The organism is Flagellimonas oceanensis, assembly GCF_003992595.1.
Lineage (GTDB): Bacteria > Bacteroidota > Bacteroidia > Flavobacteriales > Flavobacteriaceae > Flagellimonas > Flagellimonas oceanensis.
Genome location: NZ_RZNA01000045.1, coordinates 96,335 through 121,652, shown reverse-complemented (window position 1 = coordinate 121,652; position 25,318 = coordinate 96,335). Strand labels below are relative to the sequence as shown.

The window sequence follows — 25,318 nt, the reverse complement described above, 5'->3', positions numbered from 1 at the left end:
TAGTACTTAACTTTATCTTTATAAGTTTCGATACATAATTAAATCCATTCGGTTTGAGGCCCTACTTTTTATATTTCCTTTTGTTGTTTTGCTGCAATTTAGTGGGCCAAGAACTCCCTCCCATCAGGAATTACACCCCAAAAGAATATAATGGGGAGTTTCAAAATTGGGGCATAACACAATCGGCTTCAAAAAAAATATATGTGGCCAACCACACTAGCCTCATGGAGTTTGATGGAGCCAAGTGGCATCAATATAAACTGCCTACATCCCCAATAATCCGTTCTGTAAAAGCTGTTGGCGATAAAATTTACACAGGTTCCTACCGCGAATTCGGTTTTTGGACAAAGAATCCGACTGGGGAATTGACCTATACCTCATTGTCCCAAAAGATGGAAATTCCTATGGCCGAAGACGAGGAATTCTGGGATATCCTAGTCTTGGACCAATGGGTACTGTTCCAAAGTTTGGATCGTATTTATATTTACGATAATTCGGAAGAAACATTCAAAGTAATTGAAGCCAATTCCGATAAAGCAAATCTAAGCCTTGTCAATGGCAATGTCTATTTTCAAATCGCGAGAAAGGGGTTGTTTACCATACAAAACGGCGAGCCAAGATTAATCAGCAGTGACCCTCTCTTTAGTGAACATCCCATTATTGGTATTTATGGAATCGACACCGATCTTCTGGTAATTACCGAAGGCTCCCAATTTTACAGATATGAATCAGAAACCATTACCCCGTGGAATACGGTTATGGATTCCATCAATCTGAAGCTATACAGCAGTATACAACTGACGGATGGTTCTTTTGTACTGGGAAGTATATCAAACGGCTTTTACCACCTTTCTCCGGACGGACAAACGATTATTCAGAATATCGATCAAGAAAAAGGGCTCAACAACAATACGGTTCTATCATTATTTGAAGATTCAGAAAACAATTTGTGGCTGGGGCTCGACAACGGACTCAGTATTGTGAACCTATACTCCCCTTTTAACGAATATGTGGACAAGCTGGGAAATCTTGGTTTGGTATATGCCGCCTTGAGCCATGAGGACTACCTGTATTTGGGTACTAACCAGGGGCTATTCTACAGAGAAATCAATTCGCAGGACTCGTTTCAACTGGTCGAGGGAACCGAGGGTCAGGTTTGGAACCTTCAACTAATGGATGGCACTATTTTTTGTGGACACAACAACGGAACATTCGTTGTTGAGGAAAACAAGGCTGATCTAATTTCAAATTACCCTGGCACCTGGGGAGTCAAATCCATTGAAAATCGTGAGAACCTGCTTCTTCAGGGAAATTACAATGGATTGAGCATTCTGGAAAAAGCGCAGGGCCAGTGGAGATTTAGAAATACCATCGGTGGATTCAACATCTCCAGTCGGTTTTTTGAAATGGATTCCCTGGAAGTTGTGGTAGACCACGAGAAAAAAGGACTGTACTTTATCGAATTGGATTCCAACCTTAGGAAAGTGAACAAACTGACCCATAAGGAGCGTCTGGGGCACAGTTCCAACATTTTCAGTTTTCAGGATGAGCTTTACTATAAGACCAACATGGGTATTTACGAGATAAATGGGATACATGATATTCAGTTGGACAGTACCTTGACACAAATGGTATTTAATGGCAATGAAGGCCAAACAAGCATCATTATCCCTGAAAATTCTGAAAAACGACTATGGTTTTTTACCAATGATGGCATACAATACGTTACCCAAAGTACCTTGAGCAACAAACTCAGTACCACTAAAATATCCATACCCAAAGATATCCGGTCTAATTTGGGCGTTTCGGGCTTCGAGAATATTTCCAAAATATCGGATTACAAATATGTAATGGGAAGTTCCAATGGCTATGTTTCTTTGAATCTTACTAAAGTATCCCCTTCCAGCCAAGAAGTCCATATCAACTCGGTCTATTTTGGAGATTATCAAGAACTGCCCTCTAGGGCTTCGATGGATGAAAAAGGGGAATTTGAATATGTCAACAACAATATTCGTGTTGAGTTCAGCGTACCCGAATTTGATAAATACTCCGAGGTACAGTACCAATACAAAATTGATGGCCTATACGATGATTGGAGCGAATGGTCCGAAAATACCGAGGCCACTTTTAAGAATCTCTCCTTTGGAGAATACACCTTCACAATAAGGGCCAAGATAGGAAACAGTATCAGTGAGAATACTGATTCGTACAGTTTTGTCGTATTGCGACCTTGGTATGTATCCAATTTGGCTGTCTTAGTCTATATTTTGACTTTAGGTTTGATATTTATCGTTGTACACCGATTTTACAATAGAGCTTACCAGAAAAAACAAGAATCCCTCATTAGAAAAAATCAAAAAGAGCTAGAACGAAGAGAGCTGCAAGAAAAGGAACGCATAGCCCAAATACAGACAGAAAAACTTCAGAACGAAATAGACAGCAAAAACCGTGAGTTGGCGATTTCAACCATGAGCTTGGTCAAAAAAAACAAGTTCCTGTCCGCTCTTAAATCCCAACTTAAGGAGGTTCCTTCCAAAGATAAAAACATCAAATCAGTCATCAAGGAAATAGACAGGAACATCAACAGCGAAGATGATTGGAAATTCTTTGAAGATGCCTTCAATAATGCCGACAAGGATTTTCTAAAAAGGATCAAGGCCAAACACGATAGTCTGACCAACAACGACCTAAGATTATGTGCCTATTTAAGATTGAACCTTTCCTCCAAAGAGATTGCGCCGTTGTTAAACATATCGGTAAAAAGTGTGGAAATGAAGCGGTATAGACTTCGCAAAAAGTTCGACCTTCCGCATCACGATAACCTTATCGATTATATTTTGAACTTTTAGAGAACTCTACTTTCACATATCATCACCCTACAAATCTTAAAATTACCACTACAATAGCTCTACATTAAGGGTAAAAACCATATCTCACCGCCATTTTCAGGTTTCCGGACAAATCAATGAAAATTGGCAAATCCTCATATTTTAAAGGGTTTAAATGCCAAAAAATCAATTTTAACACTTTTAAATTGATGATGTAGGTTTTTTATAGAGGTAAATCCTTTGTTAAGAAGACGTTAAGCCCGTTACATTTATCCCAAATAAAAATTAACTCAACAATGAAATATGGATTTTTAACCTTAATGGTACTTTTATGTACCGTATTTGGGTATTCACAAACAAAGACCGTTACAGGTACCGTGTCCGATAATATGGGCCCCATGCCCGGTGTTAACGTTCTTGTAAAAGGAACCACCAATGGCGTGGTCACAGATTTTGATGGTGTGTTTACCATCGACGATGTTTCCAATGAAGACACTTTGGTCTTTAGTTATATCGGATTCGTAACTCAGGAAGTTCCCGTAGGAACCCAAGAAGAAATCGATATTGTTCTACAAGAGGACACCCAAGCCCTCGACGAAGTAGTGGTCGTAGGTTACGGTACCCAAAAGAAAAGTAACGTAATCGGTTCCGTTGCCAGTGTGGAGGTAGAAGAAGCTACCAACGTACCCACAACAAACGTATCGGAAATGTTACGGGGTAGAGCTGCTGGGGTCCAAGTAAACTTGGGCGATGCACGCCCCGGTGGTAACTCCAACATCGTAATCAGGGGTAACGTGTCCGTTGCTCCAGGCGGAAACTCCCCGTTGATCATTGTGGACGGATTGCCTTTTGACAACTTGAACGATGTGGCGCCAGACGATATCGCCAACATCGAAATACTCAAAGATGCCTCCTCTACGGCCATTTATGGTTCACGGGCATCCAACGGTGTTATCTTGGTAACCACCAAACGAGGTAAAGTTGGCAAAGCCACCATAAATTACCATGGCTACACCACGGTACAAACACTGACAAAAAATTTCAATCAATATACTGGGCAGCAGTTTATCGACTTAAGAAGGGAAGCCAACAGAAATAGGTTTACAGGTGACTACTTGAATGATGAGAACATCTTTTCCCCATTTGAGCTAGAGGCGATAGACAACCAAAATTTTGTGGATTGGGAAGATTTGGTGCTTCAGGATGCAATTATCCAGAGCCATGCCCTAAGCTTCTCTGCGGGTAGCGAAAAAACCAAGGTTTTCTCCAGTGTGAACTACTTTTCACAAGAAGGGATTATTCCAAACTCAGGTTTTGACAGAGGTACTTTCAAACTAAACATAGATCAAGAAATTACGGATAAATTGACATTCCGTGGAATCATCAACTATCAAAATGCCAAACAAGACCGGGAAACGGGAGGGATCAACTTTACCACAATTACCCCGCTTGCACAACCTTATACTGCAGATGGGGAGCTCCAGAAATTTTACTTGGGCCCATCCAACACTGCGGTTAACCCGTTATGGGACCAAAGGGAATCTGTTGATGAGACCAAAATCAACCTTACGGATGTTAACTTGAGCCTTATTTACGACATCGCTCCCAACCTAAGTTACACCCTTAAAACCTTTTTAAGGAACCGTAACACCAATCAAGGAGTCTACAGATCTTCCCTACACTCTGCGGGGGACGAGGGAATTGATGGTATAGGGGTGCTTTCCAATACATTGTTCAAACAGGTTTTGGTAGAAAACATCTTGAACTATACACCACAAATCAACGACAACCACAGTCTTGATTTCACAGCCGTGCAGGCATTTGATGAGCGCCGTACCGAGTATACCCAACTGGATAAATCAGGGTTTACCAATGACGCACTGCGCTTCAATGGCGATGCCACAGAGTTACTTAACAATGTCAGAAATGTTTCCCAACGTAGACTGTTGTCATTCTTGGGAAGGGTTAGATATAGTTATTTGAACAGATACCTTTTGGAAGCGACCGCACGTGCCGATGGTGCCTCGGTATTTGCTGAAAACAACAAATGGGGCTTCTTCCCAGCGGTATCCTTAGCATGGAAAATGCACTTGGAACCATTCATGCAAGATATAGACGTCATCAACGAGATGAAATTCAGGGTAAGCTACGGTGCCACAGGTAATCAGGGAATCAACCCATTGGAATCTTTAGGGGTCGCCGATAATTTACCCTATGTGTTTGGCGATGAAACGGTCGCAGGTGCCACAGCATCTTCCCGTTTGCCCAACCCGAATCTTAAATGGGAGACTACAACGACTCTTAATGCCGGTGTGGACTTTAGATTGCTCAACAATTTTTTCCAAGGTACGTTTGAATACTATAAGGCAAATACAACCGACCTTTTGTTGGACAGGTCAATAGCCGGAACCACTGGTTTCAATGTGATTCGTTTCAACTCAGGCGAATTACAAAACCAAGGTATCGAAGCATCCTTGACCTCGAACATTATTCGTAAAGAGAATTTTAGCTGGTCTTTGGGACTCGTTTTCTCCAGAAACAGGAACAAGGTAATTTCCCTTACCGGGGAAACCGACGATAATGGAAACCCGATTGATATCACCGATACCTCCGGCAGAAGGTTGTCCATAGGACAATCCATCAACAACATCTGGTTACCCAAGTACGATGGCATCTATCAAGTGGGTGATGATATTGCAGGATCTGGTAATCCATTGGCACAACCAGGCGATGTACGTGTTATAGATCAGGACGGTAATGGACAAATTGATGACAGGGATAATGTTTTTACCAACACAGACCCCGATTGGTACGGTTCCATTACCAATACCATAACCTATAAGAACTTTGATCTGTTCGCCGATATCTACATTGTTCAGGGTGCTACAAAATTGAACCCCGTTCTTGCAAACGGAGAACTTTGGAAAGGTGCGATAAACGGTATCAGGACCAAATACTATACACCGGAATACCCATCGACAGAATACCCAAGACCAAAGCCGGATACGCATCTGCACCTGTTCCCTTTTGCGGTCAGGGATGCCTCTTATTTACGATTGAGAACCCTCACACTGGGATACAACATTCCTAAAGATGCCTTTTCCAAATTGGGATTGCAACGGGCCAAAGTATATCTAACAGGAACCAATCTGTTCACTTTCACCGATTTCAGGTCATACAGCCCGGAACAAACACCATTGGCAAACGATCAAAATGGATCAGCGTTCCCAGAGACCAGAAATATAACCCTAGGTGTAAAATTAGGATTCTAAAAAAATTGTCATGAAAAATATATTTCAATACATAACATCAAAAAAGGCATTGGCCATACTTCTTGTCCTTGCCACTTTCACATCGTGTGAAAAAGACCTGTTGGAAGACGAATTGTTGTCCGACACCTCTGTGGATTTCCTATATACGAACCCAGAAGGTTTGGAAAATGCAGTGGTAGGGCTTTATACCCTTAACAGAAACATTTACCAAGATTTAAGCCTCAACGGTACCATTCCATTGATTCCACAAGCGAAAAGTGACCTTGGAGTGGGAATAACCGGAGAGGTTTCCCTCTATAGCCGTTTACTTTGGGGTGCAAGCTTGGGAGACTACGGTACAGCATCGGGTATCAACGCATATTGGGTGCACTACTACCGAATTGTGGATAGAGCCAATGCCATTATCCAAGGTGCCGAGAATTTGGAGGACATTGAAGAAGGCAGAAGGAACCAGATTCTTGCAGAAGCAAAATGTATGAGGGCCAATGCGTACTTCACGCTTTACCGTATGTTCAACAATATCTTCATTACAACGGAACCTACCACTCCTGACAATGCGTTCGATGTACCACAGGACAAATCTTCCGTAGAAGAGATATTTTCCCTACTCCGTTCCGATTTGGACTTTGCAATAGCCAATTTGGATTACACGACCCCTCAATTTGGACGTTGGGCACAGGGGGCAGCCAGACATCTGAGAGCCAAAGTGGCCATGTGGGAAAACGACTGGACCGAAGCTGCTGCCCAAGCTGATGCCATCATCACAAGTGGCAGCCATAGTTTGACCGAGACCACAGCGGAAGTGTTTGCAGGGGAATTGAATCATTCCGAAACACTGTTTGCCATCAATTTTGAAAGACAGACCATTGGTGGTGGAAGTCCTCACATCATGAACTGGAACATGGTATCATCCTATGCAGATGCCCCAGGTTTGATTCAGTCCGTGGAAAATGGCGGTGCAGGTGCCGGATTCATTTCCTTGAACCAATACACCATCGATCTCCTTAACGAGGACCCGAACGACGACAGAAAAAATGGCACTTACTATATTTTCGAATATCTCTACAATGATGAGACCGCAGTACCATCAGGAAGTGAATTGGGCGACCCATTGGATCTATACGAAAACAGCGAAACCGACCAGAATGAGTTTATGCTCTATTACAGAAGGCAAAACCCTGGTATCATCAAGTTTTTTGACGATACGGTAGAACCAACCGATAGAAATCATTTTAAGAACATAATGATCTACCGTCTGGCCGAGACCTATTTGATAGGTGCCGAAGCACATTTGATGCTGAACAATTCCGCCAAAGCATTGGAATATCTCAATGCCGTAAGAACAAGGGCAAACACCGCTTCGGTAAACAGTATAGACCTGGAAACCATATTGGAAGAAAGAGCTCGCGAACTGGCTTTTGAAGGACAGCGCTGGTTTACCCTAAAACGTACCGGATTGTTGTACGATTACCTTTTGGACCATATGAACAATGATAACATGAACGAATCGTATCCAGAAGGGAATCCGAAGGATATTCTTAGGGAGTACATGCAAAACTGGCCCATTCCACAACAACAAATGGACCTTTTAGGACCCAATTACCCACAAAACGACGGGTATAACTAAGTCGGCACAAACTAGAATTAACGTATAACATTGAAAGATGAAAAAGCATAACAACAACAAAAACCTCAACAGCACAAGGTTCCCGATCTTGTTCCTGTTGATGGTCATAGGTATTTTAGGCACAATCGTTTCCTGCGAAATGGAAGACGACCTACCCCCACCCTCTGCTTATGTTCCGCCAGAACCGGAACCAGAGCCCGAACCAGGTGAGGGATGTACGTTTACGACCATAGTACCCGAATTATCGGAAGGTATAGACTTTGAATGTGGTGGACCCGAAGTTGAGTTTTTCGGGGAAATTGATGGGTCATTTGCACTGGAGTACGTGGAAAACCCAGACCCTTCAGGTATCAATACCTCGGAGACTGTTGTGGAATACACACAAACACCAAGTGTTGAGCCTTGGGCCGGTCTCTTTTTTGATTTGGCCAGCAAGGTGGACTTTACCGAAATGCAGACCATTAAAATAAAAGTGTATGCCCCGGCGGCAGACCAAATTGTACTGTTGAAATTTGAGGACAGTACAGATGATTCCATTGCCAAAGAAGTTCAGGCCACCACAACAGTGGCCAATGAATGGGAAGAGTTATCCTTTGTTTTCTCTCCAAGCGATACCGACAAATTCGATAGAATGGTATTGTTCTTTGATTTTAACGGCGAAAAAGCTGCCGAAAGCGTCCATTACTTTGATGACATTGTGATGAGTGAAGGAGGCGAAGTGGAAGAGCCTGGCGAAACTGGAGAACCTACTGTTCCCGCTTCAGACCCAACGATCGATCCGGCAGAAGTGATTTCCTTGTTCAGCGATACGTACACCAACGAAAACGTGGACACGTGGAGAACCGACTGGTCGGCCGCTACATTGGAAGACATTGAAATCGATGGTAATGCCGTTAAAAAATACAGCGAACTTAATTTTGTGGGGGCAGAAGCCGTTTCCAGTCCGATTGACGCTACGGACATGACCCATTTCCGAACAGATATTTGGACAGCTGATGCTACAGAATTCAGAATTAAATTGGTTGATTTTGGAGCTGATGGTGCATTTGATGGCGGCGATGACGTAGAGCATGAATTGGTATTCGAGGCACCGGCCCAACAAGAATGGGTAACCTTGGATATTCCGTTATCCGATTTCACAGGACTGACCACAAGGGGACATATAGCCCAGTTGATATTCGTGGGCGCCCCTACCGGAGCAAATACAGTTTATGTGGATAACGTATTCTTCTACAATGAGGCGGGAATTTCAGATACCCCAACATCGGGAGCTCCTGCACCAACCGTGCCCGAGGCGAATGTAATATCCGTGTTCAGTGAGGCTTATACCAACGTTACTGACACTGATTTCAATCCAAATTGGGGTCAGGCCACTGTGGTGACACAAGAAGATATCGCTGGCAACAACACCTTGAAATACGAAAACCTGAACTATCAAGGCACCCAATTTGCCAATCCTTTGGATGTATCGGGCATGACCATGGTTCATGTAGATTATTGGACACCTGATTCCTCAGCGCTCAATCTGTCTCTAATAAGTACAGGCCCGGCGGAAACTCCATACGCTTTCGAAATAACCAATGGTGAATGGGTAAGTGTGGATATTCCCTTGACCGAATTCTCCGATGTAGTGGATTTAACAGATGTGATTCAATTGAAGTTTGATGGAAACGGAACCATTTATCTGGACAACATCTACTTCTACGCACCTCCACCAACCGAGCCAACAACGGCCGCTGCCACACCAACGGTTGCTGAGGCCGATGTGATATCTCTTTTCAGCAATGCCTACACTGATGTTTCGGTGGATACCTGGAGGACTGATTGGTCTGTTGCCACACTGGAGGATATTTTGGTTGAGGGAAACGACGTAAAGAAATACAGTGATTTGAATTTTGTGGGCATTGAGACAGTGGCCAACCCAATTGACGCTACGGAAATGACCCATTTCCATACTGATGTATGGACCGCCGATGCTACCGAAATAAGAATAAAACTAGTGGATTTTGGTGCCGATGGAGCCTATGATGGAGGTGATGATGTGGAACACGAGATAACCATTGCAAACCCAGAACAGGGTACTTGGATTTCCTTGGACATTCCGCTTTCGGATTTTACTGGATTGACCACCACGGCCAACATTGCACAACTCATTTACGCAGGGCAACCAGCTGGCTCAATGACCGTGTTCGTGGACAATGTGTATTTCCACAAATAAGGAATAAAAACAAATCGTAAATTGATTTAAGTTAGTTAGTTATGCAAACGGATAAGCTCCTTTCCACAATCGGAAAGGAGCCTAAATCCAAGTCAGATTTTCTATGAAAAATAAAATGAGTATTCATCAAATAATAAAAATGAGCATTTTCAACATATCCCTTTTATCCTTGGTTCTTGCAATTTCATGTAGTTCTGGGGATTCCGGTTCCGTCGATGTGCCCACAAATTTGAATGTGGACATCTCGGTAATCGGCTCAAACAACAACAATCCCAATGGTGATGGTTCTGGAACGATCCAGATAAATGCTTCGGCCAATAATGCTGTCAGGTACGCCTTCCGTTTTGGGACTGGAGACCAAATAGACAGTGAAACAGGAACCATTGAGCATACATTTCTTCAAAATGGCACAAACACCTACAATATTACCGTATGGGCCTATTCTGAATCGGGGGATTTCATCAATGAAAGTTACAGTGTGGATGTGTACAGGTCGGATGAAGCCTTCGCTACCTTGGTCTTTTTCGATGAATTTGACAACACTGGAACACCAGACGATCAAAAATGGCATCACCAAGTGATTCCACCCAACAACGGGAGCTGGCACAATGATGAATTACAACACTATACCGATAGGGAAGACAACTCCTATGTAAGCGATGGAACCTTGAAAATCAAGGCCATCAAAGAACAATATTCATACAACGGAAGTACGAAAGAGTACACTTCCGCCAGATTGAATGCAAAGTTTGCCTTTACCTATGGCCGTGTGGAGGTCAGGGCCAAGCTTCCGAGTACAGCGGGCACTTGGCCGGCCATTTGGACCTTGGGCGCCAATGTCAACGAAACGGGCAACTACTTTGGAGACCAATATGGCAGCGTTGGATGGCCTCTATCCGGCGAAATCGATATCATGGAACAAACGGGCTGGGACAAAAACAGTACCATTTCCCATTTTCATTGGGGAGACTTAAATACTGAGGTCTACAATGATGAGGGAGGAGAAACAGCTGTTGCAAACGCTTCTTCCGAATACCATATTTACTCCATGGAATGGGACAGCGAGAGCATTAAGACCTATGTGGACGACACCTTGGTCCATGAATTTCAAAATGCCAGCAACAAACCGTTCAACCACGAACATTACCTCATCCTTAACATAGCCATAGGTGGGAATTTGGGCGGTGATGTACCAGCGAATTTTACAGAGGATATCTTTGAAATTGATTACGTAAGAATATATCAGTAAAGTACAATTCCAGTGCAAAAGAGTTAGACTACTGATCACAATCTATTTCAAGATCATGGAAAAAGTTCCATCAACTTATTCCAACCAACCTAAGCCGGAGCTATTTTGTCTTCGGCTTTTTTATTGCCCCAATTCCCTTATCTCGAAAAACACAAGTTCTTGATTGTTGAATTGGGCCGTGGCCTCGATAGGGTTACAGCACACTTCGCAATCTTCCACATAGGTTTGTTCCCGCACTGAACTATCCAGTAAAAAGGAAATTTCCTCCCAACAGTATGGACATTGGAAAAAATGCTCGTACATGGCTTAAAATTCCACATTGAGCAGCTGACCGCTGACCTGAAGCATTTGGAGTTCGGCCAATTTTGCATTGTATTTCGCCTGACTTTTGGCCAATTCGGCGTTCAGCAGGTTCAATTGGGCTTGACGAAACTCTATGGAGGTTACCTGTCCCAGTTTATACCGCTCATCGGTACGTTTGAAGTTGTTTTGGTTGGTCTGCAGGTTTTTCTCCTGTACTTCCAGCACGTATAACGCATTGGTATAGCTGTCCCAAGCATTGCGGATATCCCTTTCCACCTCCAATTGTATCTGCTTTTTGGCTATCTCCTGATTTTTATAGGCGATTTTGGCGTTCTTGATTCCCGTTATGGTCGTTCCTCCATCGAATAGGTTCCATGTAAGATTAACGGTTCCCGTGACCCCAGTCGAGGTGTTTTGCAAAGCAAAGGCCAACGGACTGTTATTGTTGGACTCGTTCCATCCATAAGTTCCTGTTAAGCCAATTGTGGGCAAATAACCGCTTTTGGCCACTCTGATATCATTGAGCCCCATATTAATGTCCTTTTCCACAATCTGAAGCCTTACATTGTTCAATTGGGCCTCATTGTACATATTCTCCATTTGGAGCCCAGGAACAAATGTAACAGTGGTATCAGTGGCAAACTGTGCTGATAAATCGCGGTTAAGAATCAGGTTCAGGTCCCGCATGGTATTTCTGAGTTCCTGTCTGGAGTTCAATAAATTAATACTGTCCGTATTGATATCGACTTCCGCATTCAAGACATCCAAACCGGTATTTTGTCCAAACTCGAATTGATACTGTGCCCGTTTGAACCTGTCTTTGGAGATCTCCAAAGCTTGTTCCAAAGTTGCCGTATTCTCGGTAAGTCGAGCCGCTTCGTAATAGACGGTGAACAGTTGTAAAATCGTATTCTCAATAGTCTGCCTGACCTCTAGCTCGGATTGTTGTGACCTTTCTTTGAAGTTTTTGTAGTTGTAATACCTCCCCAAACCATCAAACAGGGTATAATTTACATTCACAGAGGCACTGTACCTTCTGGTTTCCGCGCCTTCCGCGGTACGGGTATCCCCATTAGCCAAAACACCTTCGGAGTTCTGTTTATCTATACTTCCACTGGCGTTTCCTGTTACCGAAGGTAAATATCCGGAGTTAAGGATATCCGCATTGTTATCATCGATTACCTTGGTATTGCGGGCCACCTGAATATCCAAATTACCTTCCAACACCATTTCAATGGCCTCCTCTTTGGAAAGGACTTGATCTTGGGCATGGGCCAAGGGAGCAAAAAACAATAAAATCAGGAATAGGGTATAAAAAATGCTTTTCATTATCTGGTCTCTTCTACAACTTTTGAGGTTTCTTCTGAGTCTTGTGATCCATTTTGGCTTTGGGTACCATTCAGATGTCCAATACTGTCTGCCTGCATTTCCTCCTCTTCATGTTGCTCACGGATGGCCCTCTCTACCTCTTCCGGTGTAACTTTTTCCCCAGTCCACAATCTTTTTGCGGCCACTTTCACAGTATTTCCAAAGGAAAGAAGCAAGGGAAGCATCAACAAGGTCAAAACAGTGGCAAAGGCAATTCCGTAGGCAATGGAAATCGCCATAGGTTTAAGGAACTGTGCCTGACGGCTCTTTTCCAAAAGCAATGGTGCCAAACCTGCAATGGTGGTAACGGAGGTCAGGAATATCGCCCTAAAACGGGAACGCCCTGCTTCGTATAGCGCATCATCGAAAGTCATACCGCTTCGCAGGTTAATGTTGAACTTACCGATCAATACAAGTCCATCGTTTACCATAATCCCTATCAATGCAATAATTCCCAACATGGAAAGGATGTTGATGGGGAATCCGTGCAACCAGTGCCCCCAAGCCACGGCCGTTAAGCTAAAGGGTACCATGAAGATCAACAACAACGGTTGACTGATACTCCTAAACGTGAATGCTATGGTTATAAATATGAGGAACAGGACGATGGGACCTACAAAGCCTAAAGATCCAATCAATTTATTGGCCTCTCTGTTCTGCCCTTCGTATGATGGGCTTATGGATGGGTACTTTGCCAAGATATCCGGCATTACTTCATTGCGTATCCAAAGCATGGCATCGGTCCCACTTGTGGTTTCGGGGTCCGTTAAATCCGAAGATACTTGTATTTCCCTTCTACCCTCCAAGTGATTGATGGCCACATCCCCTCTTTCAATGGAATATGTTGCTATTTCCTTCAACGGAATTCTATCGCCGCTGGGGGCCAGAATCCGCATTTCATCCAAATCGGAAATGGACGACCTATTCTCTCTATCGTAGCGAACCCAAACGCGTATCTCATCTTGTCCGCGTTGAAAACGCTGTGCTTGTGCCCCAAAGAACCCGCCTCGAACTTGGTTCATGACCGTTCTTAGGTCCAAACCGAGCAAATAAGCATTCTCCTTCAGTTCCAAACGGATTTCCTTGATCCCTGCTGGGTCATTGTCCGTTACATCCTTTAAGTTGGCATTGCTCTCCATGGCTTGTTTCAGCTCTTCTTTGGCCGCCTTAAGCTCAGCAATATTGTTTCCTAGAAGGGATACGGAAACCGGGTTACCCCCGAAATTCCCCCCTGAACCATAAATCAGGCTTTCCACACCAATTACCGGTCCCACAAGTTCTCGTAGTCGGGTGGTGACCATATCGGCACGAATACCATCCGGGCGTTCTTCTCCCGGCAGCAAATTGATTTCCAAAGTGGCCGTGGAAGACCCTGGACCTAGGTTTTTGATCATATTCACAAATAGCATCTCGTCCATGCCTTGCAAATACTGATCGGTAAGTTCTTCGTTGACGATATGCGCCTTATCCTGAATCAAGCTGATGATGGAGTCCGTGACTATTTCATTGGTACCATTGGGCATGGTCAGTTCTATGGATATCTGGTCACTGGCAATCCTTGGGAAAAAAGAGGTTCGAATGATTCCACCTCCAATAGACCCCAGCGTGAGTGCCAAGGCCATAAAGAACAAGGCGAAGGTGAGCATCTTATAGTTCATCATGAATTTAAGTGCAGGACTGTACCAATTGTCACGCATATAATTCATTAGCCTATCGCCCATTTTATTGATGACACGTAGTTCGGCAAAAACTTTGGCTATGCCCGTCTTGGGTTTATCACTCTGCGGATGTAGCGCTTTGGAGTGTGCCAAGTGGGCTGGCAGAATGATCAATGCCTCTACCAAGGACACTACAAGGGTCAAAATTACAATGACGGAAACCTCTCCGAAGAATTCCCCGATACGGCTATCCAGGAACAGGAAAATGGAAAAAGCCAAAATAGTGGTGATAATGGCCGATATAATCGGTGGTATCACTTCCATGGTCCCATCCAAGGCAGCCTTAACGGGGGGTTTTCCATCTTCATAATGCTGATAGATATTTTCTGCGATAACGATTCCATCGTCCACCAGAATACCGATGACGATAATCATCCCAAATAGGGAAAGTACGTTAATGGTTACGTTGAACATAGGGGCAAACACAAACATCCCCAAGAATGCAATGGGAAGTCCGAAGGCCACCCAAAATGCCAAACGGGTGTTCAAGAACAGTGATAAAAAGACCAAAACCAAGATCATACCCACAATGGCGTTTTCGGTCAAAAGCTGGGTACGTTGGGTCAAGGTCGTGGATCGGTCATCGATGACGTCCAACTGTACATTGGTGTATTTTTCGTTGAATTCCTTCATGTACTGCCTCACATTTTCGGCAGAGCCCATCAAGTCTTCTGTATTGGTACTGGTAATGGTTATGTTTACCGCCAATTCCCCATTGAAATAGGAAGCATTGGGGGTTTCAGAGAACCTGTCCCTAATGGTGGCCACATCCTTCAACCTAATGGTTCGTCCTGCGGCATCACCCCGGACCACAATATTGGAGAGTTCATCTCCGTAGTACGAACGGTTATTTGCTCGAATCAGGTATTCTTCGGTAACGGTTTTGATGTTACCTCCCGTTACCAAGATATTGGCATTGGAAACAGCTTGGGCCACATCCGCAAAGGATATGTTATAGGCCAAAAGGCTGTTTTCGTCCACCGCGATTTCAATCTCCTCATCAGGATATCCCGCAATTTGAATCTGGGAGATTCCGTCAATGGCTCTCAAGTCATTTTCTATCTGTCGGCCAATCTGCTTCAAAGTGGCCAAAGGAATATCCTTTCCACTTACGGCAAAACTAATGGTGGGTCTTACCGGTTCTTGCTTGGCAACAATAAGCGGTTCCATTCCCGTTGGAAAGGTGGGCACCCTGTCCACGGCATTTTTTACCTCCAACAGCATAAAGTCGACATTCCTTTCCTTCTCAATCTCCACATTGATGGTACCGCTGTTCTCACGGGATGTGGAAGTAACACGTTCCACACCTTCAAGACCTTTGAGGTTATCCTCGATTTTAAGTACGATACCTTCCTCGACTTCTTGGGGGGATGCTCCCGGATAGGCAATGGTTATGGTAATGTTCCGCGCTTCATTAAGTGGGAAGAAAGATGATTTAAGTGACAATATTCCCACAATCCCAAAAACAAAAAATGCCAAAATAAAGACATTCACTGCCATGTGGTATTTAATGAAATACGAGATTATTTTTCTCATGGCTGCGGGTTTTTAGGATTTACTTTCATCAAACGTCCTTACCAGCATACCTGCATAGGCACCGGTCATGGGTTTGGCTACGATCACTTCTCCATCGGGCACATCCTTGAGCACCACGGTCTTGTCCGTAAAGAAAATAGGTTTTACGTCCATTAAATCCAAAATAGAGTCCCTAACCACAAAAATCTGGTTGTTTTCCAGTAAGAGGGAACGGTTGATCTCAATGGCATCTGGTTCTTCCTTGGCTTCTAGATTGGCTTCCAAGTATTGGCCTTCCTTTAAGTTATCGCCACTGACCTCGATGTAAACAGTTATGGTTTGTGAATTTTGATCCACTCGGCTGTTCACACGGGTCACTTCGCCCATGTACGTCTGTGTTTTTTCAAGGTTGGACAATTCCACATTCCGACCTACACGCAAAAAGTCCCCATAGGTTTTACTTACGGATACTTCCAACTCGTACAATCCGGTATCGATGAATTCCCCAAGTTTTTGACCTGACCTTACCAATGTTCCTTCAGTGACCAAAGCTTCGGTAAGTACTCCTGTAAATGGTGCGGTTATGGTGTATTTGGACAAACGTTGCTCCAAATTCTTCACATTATAATAGGTTGTGATAATTTCTCTACCTGTGATGAAAAACTTTTCTTTTTCGGATTCCAATTGAGGTAGTTCCGGAGTGGCTTTCTCCAGATCAAAGCCATTGAGGTATGCTTGCCACTTTGGATAGATTTCTGGATAATCCAACCTCAGGTCGGGCATAATGGAGGTAAGTAAATTATAGAGGTTACTTTTGGCCGATTGTACCGTAGCGTAGTATTCGCTTGCGTCAATTCTGATAAGGGTCTGACCAGCTCTATATTCCTGACCCGTTCTAAACAATTTGCTTCCTGGCCTAAAAACACCTTGTACCTCGGAATAGAGTTCCACGCGCTTTTTTGCCATGAGGTTACCATTGGCAGGAACCATAATTGGTACAGTGGTATTCTTTACCGTATCCACAAAAACGGTTTTCACTATCTTTTGTGAGGGTGGTCTTCTGTTGTCTTTGCTATCTGCAATCAGTCCTGCAAAATAAAGGGAGGCCAGTATGATGACGCCTCCGGCAACCGCCGATATTATAAGCTTCCGCATCCGTTAGTTGGTTTAGTCAATGCAAATCTATTCCCTACTTTCTTTTCAAAGGTTAAATATTTCATAAAATGCATTTTTAACTTGGCCAAATGCAAAAAGGGGACCCCAAACGGCATCCCCATACCAAACAAACTAAAGTAATAACTAACTACTCGTTTTCGTTCTCGTCCTCGAATTTGGTATCTGCCATGCGAGTACGGTCAATTTGAATATCATTGAATTTCGGGCTCAATGTTGTATCGTCCGTATCAAAAACCAAAAATTGATTGGCATCCATTGCATGTAATGCATTGAACGAATTGAACCTGTTGTTTTGAAGTTGTAATATTTTTAAACTTGCCAACTGTCCGAATTCAGCGGGTATCTCCCCACCCAATTGGTTGTTGGACAAGACCAATTCCTTTAATTGCGCCAAATTGCCTATTTCGGCCGGTATTTGACCTTCCAGTTTATTCTCAAAAAGACCCAGTGCTTCCAAATTGGAGAGGTTACCAAGTGATTTAGGTATGGTACCCTTGATGTTGTTACTCGATAAATTAAGTTCCTTCAAGTTTTTAAGCTTACCAAAGCTTTCTGGGATTTGTCCGGTCAAGAAATTGTTGAACATGGAGAATACCTCCAACTTTTCAAAATTTCCCACACCAGTTGGTATCGAACCCTTGATTCGATTCATCTCCAATCGGAAGATTTTCAATTCTTCAAGCTTTACAATATCTTCAGGAAGCACACCGGTAATCTGATTGAAAGCAAGGTTCAGCTCGCTCAAATGGTCTAAATTCCCGATACTTTCTGGAAGGGTACCCTCCAAATTGTTCATAAAGAGTGTTAGACCAACTACATGGCCTTTTTCTATTTTCACGCCTTTCCAAGAGTTCACTGGAGCTGTTAAATCCCAAGAAGAATTCCATTCGCTTCCATTGGTATTGTTGTACAAATCCACCAACGCAGCTTTTTCTTTAGGGGATACCTGTCCACTAGCAAAAGAGATGCCAGTAGAAAACATCAGGTAAAAGAAAAAAATGGCTATTCGATTCATTTATTACTTATTTAGTTGTAAGGAATTTACCTACAAAGTAATAAAAATACGAAACATCCTACAAAAATAATCGTTGAATACGCCCCAATATGTTGTGAATTCGATAAAATGTGTGGTAAATAAATTGGTGTATCTCCTAATCCAGCGTTTCCAACTCGTGGGACAATTGTTCCCAATCCTCCATCAAAGACTCCAAACTCTTCTTTTTCCCCTCGTAATTATCAAAAAAGTTGGGTTTTGCAATGGTGGCGTCGTAATCCATCAAAAGGTCATGGTCGATATTGGCGATTTCTTTTTCCAATTGGGAAATCTTTTTTTCCACACCGCTGAGTTTGTTCTTGAGAGACTTTTGCTTCTTCTGGATTTGATAATCATTTTCCTTGGGCTTTTCCTGCACCTTTTCCTCTTTCTTCTGGTCTCCCTTTTCCACGCTGCGGAAATCCTCCATCTTGCGTTGCTCCAAGTAAAAATCGATATCACCCAAATATTCCTTGATACCTCCGTCCTTGAACTCGTATACCCTATCGGTCAACCCTTGAAGAAAATCACGGTCGTGAGAAACCAATATCAAGGTTCCTTCAAAATTTTGGAGGGCCTGCTTCAGTACATTTTTGGATTTGATATCCAAGTGGTTGGTAGGCTCATCCATTACCAATACGTTGAAGGGCTGCAAAAGCATCTTGGCCAAGGCCAAACGGTTCCGTTCCCCTCCGGATAATACTTTCACGTATTTGTCCACATCATCTCCCCTGAACAAAAAGGAACCCAAAATATCCCTGACACTACTACGGTTTTTTTCGTTGGCAGCATCAATCATGGTATCTAGGATGGTTTTGTTCCCGTCCAAGTATTCAGCTTGATTCTGGGCAAAATAGCCCAATTGCACATTATGGCCAATCTTTAAATCGCCTTTATGGTCCAGTTCTCCAACCATAATTTTGGCCAAGGTGGTCTTACCCTGTCCATTTTGCCCCACAAAAGCCGTTTTGCTGCCACGGTCCACCATTAAATCGATGTCTTCCAACACCTTTTTTTGTCCATAGCTCTTGGATACGCTGTTCAGTTCCGCAACCACTTTACCTGGGTGCACTGAAACTGGGAAACGAAGGTTCATCACACTATTGTCCTCTTCATCGACCTCGATACGATCCATTTTATCCAATTTTTTGATCAGGGATTGGGCCATGGAGGCCTTGCTGGATTTTGCCCTGAACTTTTCTATGAGTCGTTCGGTCTGCTGTATTTGCTTTTCTTGGTTCTTTTGAGCACTGAGTTGTTGCTCTTTTATTTCCTTCCGGTGTACCAAGAACTGGGAATAGGGCTTACTGTAATCGTAAATCCTTCCCAAGGAGATCTCAATGGTACGGTTGGTCACGTTGTCCAAAAACATTTTATCGTGGGATACGATCACAACAGCTCCGGTAAAGTTTCGAAGGAATTGCTCCAGCCAAATAATGGACTCGATATCCAAGTGGTTGGTCGGCTCATCCAGCAAAAGCACATCGTTGTTTTGTAAAAGTAATTTGGCCAATTCGATACGCATTCGCCATCCCCCAGAAAAAGTATCGGTAAGCTTGTTGAAGTCCTCCCGCTTAAAACCCAGTCCAAGGAGTACTTTCTCCGTATCACCTTCATAGTTGTATCCGCCCAATATTTCGTAGCGGTGGGTAACATCGTTCAAATCCACCATCAACTGATGGTAGCTGTCGCTTTGGTAATCGGTTCGTTCCGCCAATGCTCGGTTTATCTCATCCAGCCTTAGCTCCATTTCCTTGATTTCGGAAAAGGCTTGATAGGATTCTTCCAATACGGTTCGTCCTTCCTCAAAATCAATATCCTGTTTTAGGAACCCGATTTTAATGTTCTTTTCGGTGGCTATGGCTCCTTCGTCCAAGGGCATTTCCTTGGCCAAAAGTTTGAGCATAGTGGATTTTCCCGCACCATTCTTTCCAATAAGGCCTACCCGATCTCCGCCATTGAGACGAAACGATATTTCCTCGAACAGATATTCTCCTCCAAAGGCTACGGAAAGATTATGGACATTTAGCATTTTTATGTGACCTTAATTACAAAACTTTAATTGGCGAATTTATACTTTTGCATAAAAGCCCTGCAAATGTTAAAAAAAGGAACCAAAATCTACAGCATTTTAACAGGAAACTGTCCAAGATGCCAAGAGGAGAGTATGTACGAAAACTCTAATCCGTACGCACTGTCCAAAATTTTCAGCATGAACGAAAGATGCTCCCATTGCGGATTGAAGTACAAGATTGAACCCTCCTTTTTCTATGGGGCCATGTACGTAAGCTACGCTGTCGGCATTGCCTTTGCGGTTGCGGCTTTTGTAATCTCGTTTTTGTTCCTTGGTGCTTCGCTACCGACCACTTTTATTGCCATTGTGGGCACTTTGGTGGTGTTTATGCCTGTAATCATACGGCTGTCCAGAAATATTTGGATCAACTTTTTCGTGAAGTACGACCCCAATTCAGTTAAGAACCACAAGGCCGTAAAGGGTTAATTTGGGAAGTGTTTTTTGGTAAATCGCTGGATGTTCATTTCGGGGTCCAGTTCAGATTCATTCTCTATGTAATCGAACAATTGCTTGGAAGCATACGGGCCAATCAACACTCCTCTGGAGCCAAATCCGTTCAACACATATAAGTTTTCATGCTCCGGGTGCCTGCCTACCAAAGGACGACGGTCCGTAACGGTTGGGCGAATTCCCGCCACATGACCAACAACTTCGAAATCACAGGTTAAAAAAGTCTGGAGTTTTTCCAAAAGTTCATTCTTGGCTGCTTCGGTAGGCTCATTGGTCTTGTCCTTCCATTTGTAAGTGGCCCCCACTAAATACTTGTCATTTTCCATGGGAATGGTAAAGACGGATGATTTGATAACCTTCTCCTCCTTATAATCGGGAGCATGGATGACCAGCAATTCCCCTTTGGTACCGTTCAAGGGCAGATACCCAAAATATGGGTTTTGTTTGAGACCATATCCGCTGGCAAAAACTATGTTTTTGGCTGTTAAGGATTTGTACGCTACCTGTTCGGATGATATGGACAACTCATCAAAATCAAGGGATTCCTCCAAAAGGGAATCTGTCCGCTTTAGATAACTTTTATAGGAACGAACCAGAGCAGCTGTGTCTATCCTGCCTGTATATTTAACTTGACCAAAGCCATGCGGGGCATCAATTACAGGGTTGCTGTTCGGAAGTAATTTGGTTGAGAGGAAATAGTCCAAATCTGGACGGTCTGCAGCCTCAAACCATAGGTTTTGTTCTTCAATAGAGGCGAATTTTCGCAATACCGGGAGTTCATAATCCAACTTAACTCCTAATTTATTCTCTAAACTTTGATAAAAAGGCTTAGCGTCCAATAGCTGCTGTTTGGCTTTCCAGGCCATGGTAAACCGTTTCAGAATCACAGGGTTGTACAAGCCTCCCGCTACTTGTGAGGCTTGTTGCGACTCATCCGTAATCACTACAAAGGATTTACCTTCTTTTTCCAACACCTCGCAAAAAGAAATTCCTGCTAAACCAAGACCTACTACTATATAATCCAACATACTGCAAAATTAGACATCTGAACGATCAATCAACCATCCAACCTTTAGTTTAATGCAAAAAAAACGCCGCACTAAGTGCGGCGTTTTACTGTATTGAATTGGAATTATTTTTTTGTGGTATCCCGAAATTCTTCGGGATTAATTCAGCTTTTGGTTTTCTACGGCCAAGAGTCGAAAAAACCGGGCTTCATTAATAGGCCCACATATCCTGCTCTCTGTCTCTTATGCCCTCTTTGATTCTTTGGGCTTCCAAGAGCTGGAACAATGCATTATCAAAAATATAATCGCTTATCTCACGATCTTCGTGAACGTTTTCCTCTTTGTAGATAACACCGTTGAATCGACGTGCGTTCAACAACATATCAAAGGAAATCGGTCTTGCAGAGTTACGCTGGTTATACACTTTGGCATCGTGCAAAATCTGCCTTGCCGCAGGGTACCATACCCAGAACAATTCCACTTTGTTCTGTCCTGGATCGATAGACTCATCATCGATGAAGTTAACGTCCGGGGCAACTGGTGCAATTCCCAATAAGCGATACTTAAGCTCACCTTGGCGTTTGTCGAAATACCAGATTCCTTTAATACGAAACTCTTCGATATCGGCAGCGGTTATATCCCTTTGGTTAATAAACTCCGGGGAAACCTGCTCACCAGCATTTACTTGCTCGTATCCTAAGTCGGTGGTATCCACTTTGCTCAAAGTGGCCGAAAGGTCTTCCAACTTTCTTTTTTCTGTAAAGTAGGAATCTGTATAGACCTCGGTAAGGTTTCCGTTTTTGATGTTCTTCATCAAAACGTGGTACAGCGACCTTCTGTCCTTTCCAATACCTATGGTATCGGTTGGGTAATACAATGGAAAGTTTACTCGCTCGTCAAGATCGATGATTTCCCATACGGTCTTGGACCAAAGGATATCCCTGTCATCCACATAACCGTATTCCAAAGGCTCATCGGCATCATGCTCTATCTGAGCTTCGGTTTTCTTACCTATATCTTCGGGCAACTTGGCATTCAGAATATTTGCCTGCGCCATGATTGATACCGGCAATACGCCCAACAATCCTATTAATAATGCGTTTTTCCAATTCATAATTACTTATATACTAATTTGTACTCTTAGTTTGTAAGCTCAACAAATACATTAGAGACTTTCTTCAACTTGTAGCTCTTGTTGTTTGTAATGTAAGCTTGGATATCGAATATCTGAACGGTTTCGCCACGGCCCGCTCTTCTAAGAACAGATTTGGCTCTATCATTCAATTTGTTTCCGTTTACAACCACCGTAGGCTGACCTGGCACTTTGAAACTGAACTGGCTAACAGCAAGGTTCAAGTCAAAGTCAAAGTCTTCCAACATAGCACTGACAGTTGCAATTTCAAGGTTTTTCCTTGGCATTTTAATGCCACCGGACTCACCTCGAACGGTACCGGTTGGTCTAGGAATATCCTTGATACGGAACTCAGAAGAGGTACGGATTCCTTTACCATCAGGCAATGTTCCTGAAGCGGTAATGGTAACCGATCTACCTGTACCTGGGTTCATAATATACTGGCTTCCGCTTCTTCTGCTCAAACCGGGAGCGGATGCAGATACTTTGTTATCGGGAATACCGGGAATGGAAATCGTCATTGGGTTGGCAACACCACGATACACCACGTTCATCTTATCTGCAGAAATAACTGCTGCGTTAGGCATAGAGATTGTTGCAAAAGTGTTGTTCACTTCCACTGGCACCTCTTCGCCATCTTGCATAAATGTCATGGTTCCTTTAATGGTGTGGTCACCTGGAGTACCAGCACTGATCAACATTTTGATACCACCAGCTTCCAATTCGTAATCCTTACCTTCTGTCAATGGTCTTCCGTCCAAAGTCAATTCAGCTTTTACAGGAGTGGATGTCTTGTCAGTCTTGCTAACAATGATTTTACCATCATATTTTTCTCCTGAATAGTATGCTGTTTTTGGAGCATTCAAAGAACTTGCAAAGTTGGTCAAGGATACAGCCTCTGTCAACTCACCTTCCAAAAGGGTTTTCAACACCTCTTGCTCGGTAGTTTTGATATCGGCCTGCAACTGTGTCATCTTTGTCAAAGAGGCCACCAGTGGGAACCCTTCATAGTGATAGTTGATCCAATCTTGACGTGTACCGTCTCTTTTCTCTACTTTACCGTCTTCACCACCTGTGGCGAAACGTGCTTTAACCGCTGATTTCAAAGATTCAAAACCTTCTGCTGGCAAAGCGTTGACAACACCTTCACGGTAATTATTGATCTGCTCCATGAACTTTTTACCTTCTGGGCCCAAATTATCGCCCTGAAAGAATTTTTGGTCCAAGTAGTCAGACTTGTCCATAACCACATAGTCCGTTGGGTCTTCCAAGTCTGCGGTCATTTCTTTCTTCAATCCTTCCAAATAGCTATAATAAGAATCTGAAAGTTGTTTGATCTGCTGAGCATCTTCGTACAGTTCGCCGTATTCTTCTTCGTTTTCCGAAGCTTTGGTTTCCAAGCTTGCGAAGAAGCTGGAGTTATTGGCGTCCATGTTTGTATTGGAAGTTTCCAACTTTTCGTTCATCAGTCCGAAAGCGGCAAGTACTTCCTTGCTCATATTAAGTGCCAACATCGCGATGAAGATCAAGTACATAAGGTTGATCATCTTCTGACGTGGTGTTTGTTTTCCTCCTGCCATGTTTTTCTAATTAGATTTAATAATTAATTTGATTTGGTTTGGTTTTCTGTTGATTTAAAACCTCTAATTAGACTTTTCCGCCCATGGCTGTAAGCATACCTCCGTACACTCCGTTCAAAGAAGATAGGTTAGTGGCCAAAGACTCCATTTGGTCTTTCAAGGCACCTGCATTCTGAACTACTTCTTCGTTGATGGAAGCTTGTCTGCTTGCACTTTCCAATTGTACTTTGTACAAGCTGTTCAAAGATTCCATTTGAGCTGCAGCGTGAGACAATTCCTCAGAGTATTTTTTAGTGTGCTGAATAGCGTCTGTTGTAGGAGTGATATTCTTAGCGGCACCTTCAAAACTCTTGATACTTTCTCCCAAGTTGGCAAAAAGATCGGAATCGATTTTAGCTTCTTTAAGAAGGCTATCCAATTTCTTGGAAAGAAGACCTTCAGCTTCTTGAGCATCTTTAGCTTCTTGTTTTCTGGAAGCGTTTTGCTCACCACCGGCCAATTCCGGGTATACCAAAGACCAATCGAATTCATCGTCCACTGGTTCAAATGCAGAGATGGCAAAGATCAATGCTTCAGTGATAAGTCCAACTGCAAGAAGAAGTCCACCTGTAAGTGGTCCGAACTCCCAGTGAAGGATCTTGAACAATGCACCAATAATTACTACCGATGCTCCAAGCCCGTAGGCCATGTTAAACAGCTTTTTTGTTGATTTTGACTGCGCCATAATTCTAGTTTTAATTAAGTTATATAAAAAATAAGTATTTGGTT

Annotated in this window: 16 protein-coding genes; 6 read left to right on the top strand and 10 right to left on the bottom strand. The window is 43.2% G+C overall.

Annotated features, from left to right (window positions below):
* Positions 1-203: 203 nt before the first annotated feature.
* The 5 genes from EO132_RS12955 (at position 204) to EO132_RS12935 (ending at position 11,194) form a co-directional block, all read left to right on the top strand.
* Entirely contained in the window at positions 204-2,849 is a 2,646-nt protein-coding gene (locus tag EO132_RS12955) for a helix-turn-helix and ligand-binding sensor domain-containing protein (protein WP_235856459.1), read from the top strand.
* A gap of 275 nt (positions 2,850-3,124) precedes the next feature.
* Positions 3,125-6,100, top strand: coding sequence for a SusC/RagA family TonB-linked outer membrane protein (locus EO132_RS12950; RefSeq protein WP_127138266.1), 2,976 nt, complete (start codon positions 3,125-3,127; stop codon positions 6,098-6,100).
* 10 nt (positions 6,101-6,110) lie between these two features.
* Positions 6,111-7,727 (top strand): RagB/SusD family nutrient uptake outer membrane protein, encoded by a 1,617-nt coding sequence (locus EO132_RS12945; RefSeq protein ID WP_127138265.1) that lies wholly within the window; start codon positions 6,111-6,113, stop codon positions 7,725-7,727.
* Between the two features lie 37 nt (positions 7,728-7,764).
* Complete coding sequence (locus tag EO132_RS12940; RefSeq protein WP_127138264.1) at positions 7,765-9,945, top strand: hypothetical protein; 2,181 nt, start codon at positions 7,765-7,767, stop codon at positions 9,943-9,945.
* A 139-nt stretch (positions 9,946-10,084) separates the two neighbouring features.
* Positions 10,085-11,194, top strand: coding sequence for a glycoside hydrolase family 16 protein (locus tag EO132_RS12935; protein ID WP_235856458.1), 1,110 nt, complete (start codon positions 10,085-10,087; stop codon positions 11,192-11,194).
* A 120-nt stretch (positions 11,195-11,314) separates the two neighbouring features.
* On the opposite strand, the gene EO132_RS12930 is transcribed toward EO132_RS12935, so the two are convergent.
* The 6 genes from EO132_RS12930 to EO132_RS12905 all read right to left on the bottom strand — a co-directional run bounded on the left by EO132_RS12930 (position 11,315) and on the right by EO132_RS12905 (position 20,339).
* Positions 11,315-11,497: a CPXCG motif-containing cysteine-rich protein gene (locus EO132_RS12930; protein WP_127138262.1), complete on the bottom strand. Its 183-nt coding sequence runs from the start codon at positions 11,495-11,497 to the stop codon at positions 11,315-11,317.
* Between the two features lie 3 nt (positions 11,498-11,500).
* Entirely contained in the window at positions 11,501-12,826 is a 1,326-nt protein-coding gene (locus EO132_RS12925; RefSeq protein WP_127138261.1) for a TolC family protein, read from the bottom strand.
* Positions 12,826-16,119 carry an efflux RND transporter permease subunit gene (locus EO132_RS12920; RefSeq protein ID WP_127138260.1) on the bottom strand — a complete coding sequence of 1,098 codons (3,294 nt, stop codon included), beginning with the start codon at positions 16,117-16,119 and terminating at the stop codon, positions 12,826-12,828. Before EO132_RS12920 ends, EO132_RS12925 begins: the two co-directional genes overlap by 1 nt.
* Positions 16,120-16,131: 12 nt before the next feature.
* Positions 16,132-17,253: an efflux RND transporter periplasmic adaptor subunit gene (locus tag EO132_RS12915; RefSeq protein WP_127138259.1), complete on the bottom strand. Its 1,122-nt coding sequence runs from the start codon at positions 17,251-17,253 to the stop codon at positions 16,132-16,134.
* Positions 17,254-17,401: 148 nt separating this feature from the next.
* Positions 17,402-18,289 carry a leucine-rich repeat domain-containing protein gene (locus EO132_RS12910; RefSeq protein ID WP_127138258.1) on the bottom strand — a complete coding sequence of 296 codons (888 nt, stop codon included), beginning with the start codon at positions 18,287-18,289 and terminating at the stop codon, positions 17,402-17,404.
* A gap of 136 nt (positions 18,290-18,425) precedes the next feature.
* Positions 18,426-20,339: an ABC-F family ATP-binding cassette domain-containing protein gene (locus EO132_RS12905; RefSeq protein WP_127138257.1), complete on the bottom strand. Its 1,914-nt coding sequence runs from the start codon at positions 20,337-20,339 to the stop codon at positions 18,426-18,428.
* Positions 20,340-20,405: 66 nt separating this feature from the next.
* Here EO132_RS12905 and EO132_RS12900 point away from each other — a divergent pair, with 66 nt between their 5' ends.
* On the top strand, positions 20,406-20,807 hold the full coding sequence (locus EO132_RS12900) for a DUF983 domain-containing protein (protein ID WP_127138256.1): 402 nt from the start codon (positions 20,406-20,408) through the stop codon (positions 20,805-20,807).
* Here the strand turns inward: EO132_RS12900 and EO132_RS12895 are convergent.
* The 4 genes from EO132_RS12895 to porL form a co-directional block, all read right to left on the bottom strand.
* Complete coding sequence (locus tag EO132_RS12895) at positions 20,804-21,859, bottom strand: NAD(P)/FAD-dependent oxidoreductase (RefSeq protein ID WP_127138255.1); 1,056 nt, start codon at positions 21,857-21,859, stop codon at positions 20,804-20,806. The two genes, EO132_RS12900 and EO132_RS12895, sit on opposite strands and share 4 nt — an antisense overlap.
* Positions 21,860-22,049: 190 nt before the next feature.
* Positions 22,050-22,952: a type IX secretion system ring subunit PorN/GldN gene (porN, locus tag EO132_RS12890; RefSeq protein WP_127138254.1), complete on the bottom strand. Its 903-nt coding sequence runs from the start codon at positions 22,950-22,952 to the stop codon at positions 22,050-22,052.
* Between the two features lie 26 nt (positions 22,953-22,978).
* On the bottom strand, positions 22,979-24,550 hold the full coding sequence (gene porM / locus EO132_RS12885) for a type IX secretion system motor protein PorM/GldM (protein ID WP_127138253.1): 1,572 nt from the start codon (positions 24,548-24,550) through the stop codon (positions 22,979-22,981).
* 67 nt (positions 24,551-24,617) lie between these two features.
* Positions 24,618-25,274, bottom strand: coding sequence for a type IX secretion system motor protein PorL/GldL (gene porL, locus EO132_RS12880; protein WP_127138252.1), 657 nt, complete (start codon positions 25,272-25,274; stop codon positions 24,618-24,620).
* Positions 25,275-25,318 lie beyond the last annotated feature (44 nt).

What these genes read in the sequence shown, in the direction of transcription:
- EO132_RS12950 (WP_127138266.1), top strand. Translation starts at nt 3,125, where the DNA reads ATGAAATATGGATTTTTAACCTTAATGGTACTTTTATGTACCGTATTT.
- EO132_RS12945 (WP_127138265.1), top strand. Translation starts at nt 6,111, where the DNA reads ATGAAAAATATATTTCAATACATAACATCAAAAAAGGCATTGGCCATA.
- EO132_RS12940 (WP_127138264.1), top strand. Translation starts at nt 7,765, where the DNA reads ATGAAAAAGCATAACAACAACAAAAACCTCAACAGCACAAGGTTCCCG.
- EO132_RS12935 (WP_235856458.1), top strand. Translation starts at nt 10,085, where the DNA reads ATGAGCATTTTCAACATATCCCTTTTATCCTTGGTTCTTGCAATTTCA.
- EO132_RS12930 (WP_127138262.1), bottom strand. Translation starts at nt 11,497, where the DNA reads ATGTACGAGCATTTTTTCCAATGTCCATACTGTTGGGAGGAAATTTCC.
- EO132_RS12925 (WP_127138261.1), bottom strand. Translation starts at nt 12,826, where the DNA reads ATGAAAAGCATTTTTTATACCCTATTCCTGATTTTATTGTTTTTTGCT.
- EO132_RS12920 (WP_127138260.1), bottom strand. Translation starts at nt 16,119, where the DNA reads ATGAGAAAAATAATCTCGTATTTCATTAAATACCACATGGCAGTGAAT.
- EO132_RS12915 (WP_127138259.1), bottom strand. Translation starts at nt 17,253, where the DNA reads ATGCGGAAGCTTATAATATCGGCGGTTGCCGGAGGCGTCATCATACTG.
- EO132_RS12910 (WP_127138258.1), bottom strand. Translation starts at nt 18,289, where the DNA reads ATGAATCGAATAGCCATTTTTTTCTTTTACCTGATGTTTTCTACTGGC.
- EO132_RS12905 (WP_127138257.1), bottom strand. Translation starts at nt 20,339, where the DNA reads ATGCTAAATGTCCATAATCTTTCCGTAGCCTTTGGAGGAGAATATCTG.
- EO132_RS12900 (WP_127138256.1), top strand. Translation starts at nt 20,406, where the DNA reads ATGTTAAAAAAAGGAACCAAAATCTACAGCATTTTAACAGGAAACTGT.
- EO132_RS12895 (WP_127138255.1), bottom strand. Translation starts at nt 21,859, where the DNA reads ATGTTGGATTATATAGTAGTAGGTCTTGGTTTAGCAGGAATTTCTTTT.
- porN (WP_127138254.1), bottom strand. Translation starts at nt 22,952, where the DNA reads ATGAATTGGAAAAACGCATTATTAATAGGATTGTTGGGCGTATTGCCG.
- porM (WP_127138253.1), bottom strand. Translation starts at nt 24,550, where the DNA reads ATGGCAGGAGGAAAACAAACACCACGTCAGAAGATGATCAACCTTATG.
- porL (WP_127138252.1), bottom strand. Translation starts at nt 25,274, where the DNA reads ATGGCGCAGTCAAAATCAACAAAAAAGCTGTTTAACATGGCCTACGGG.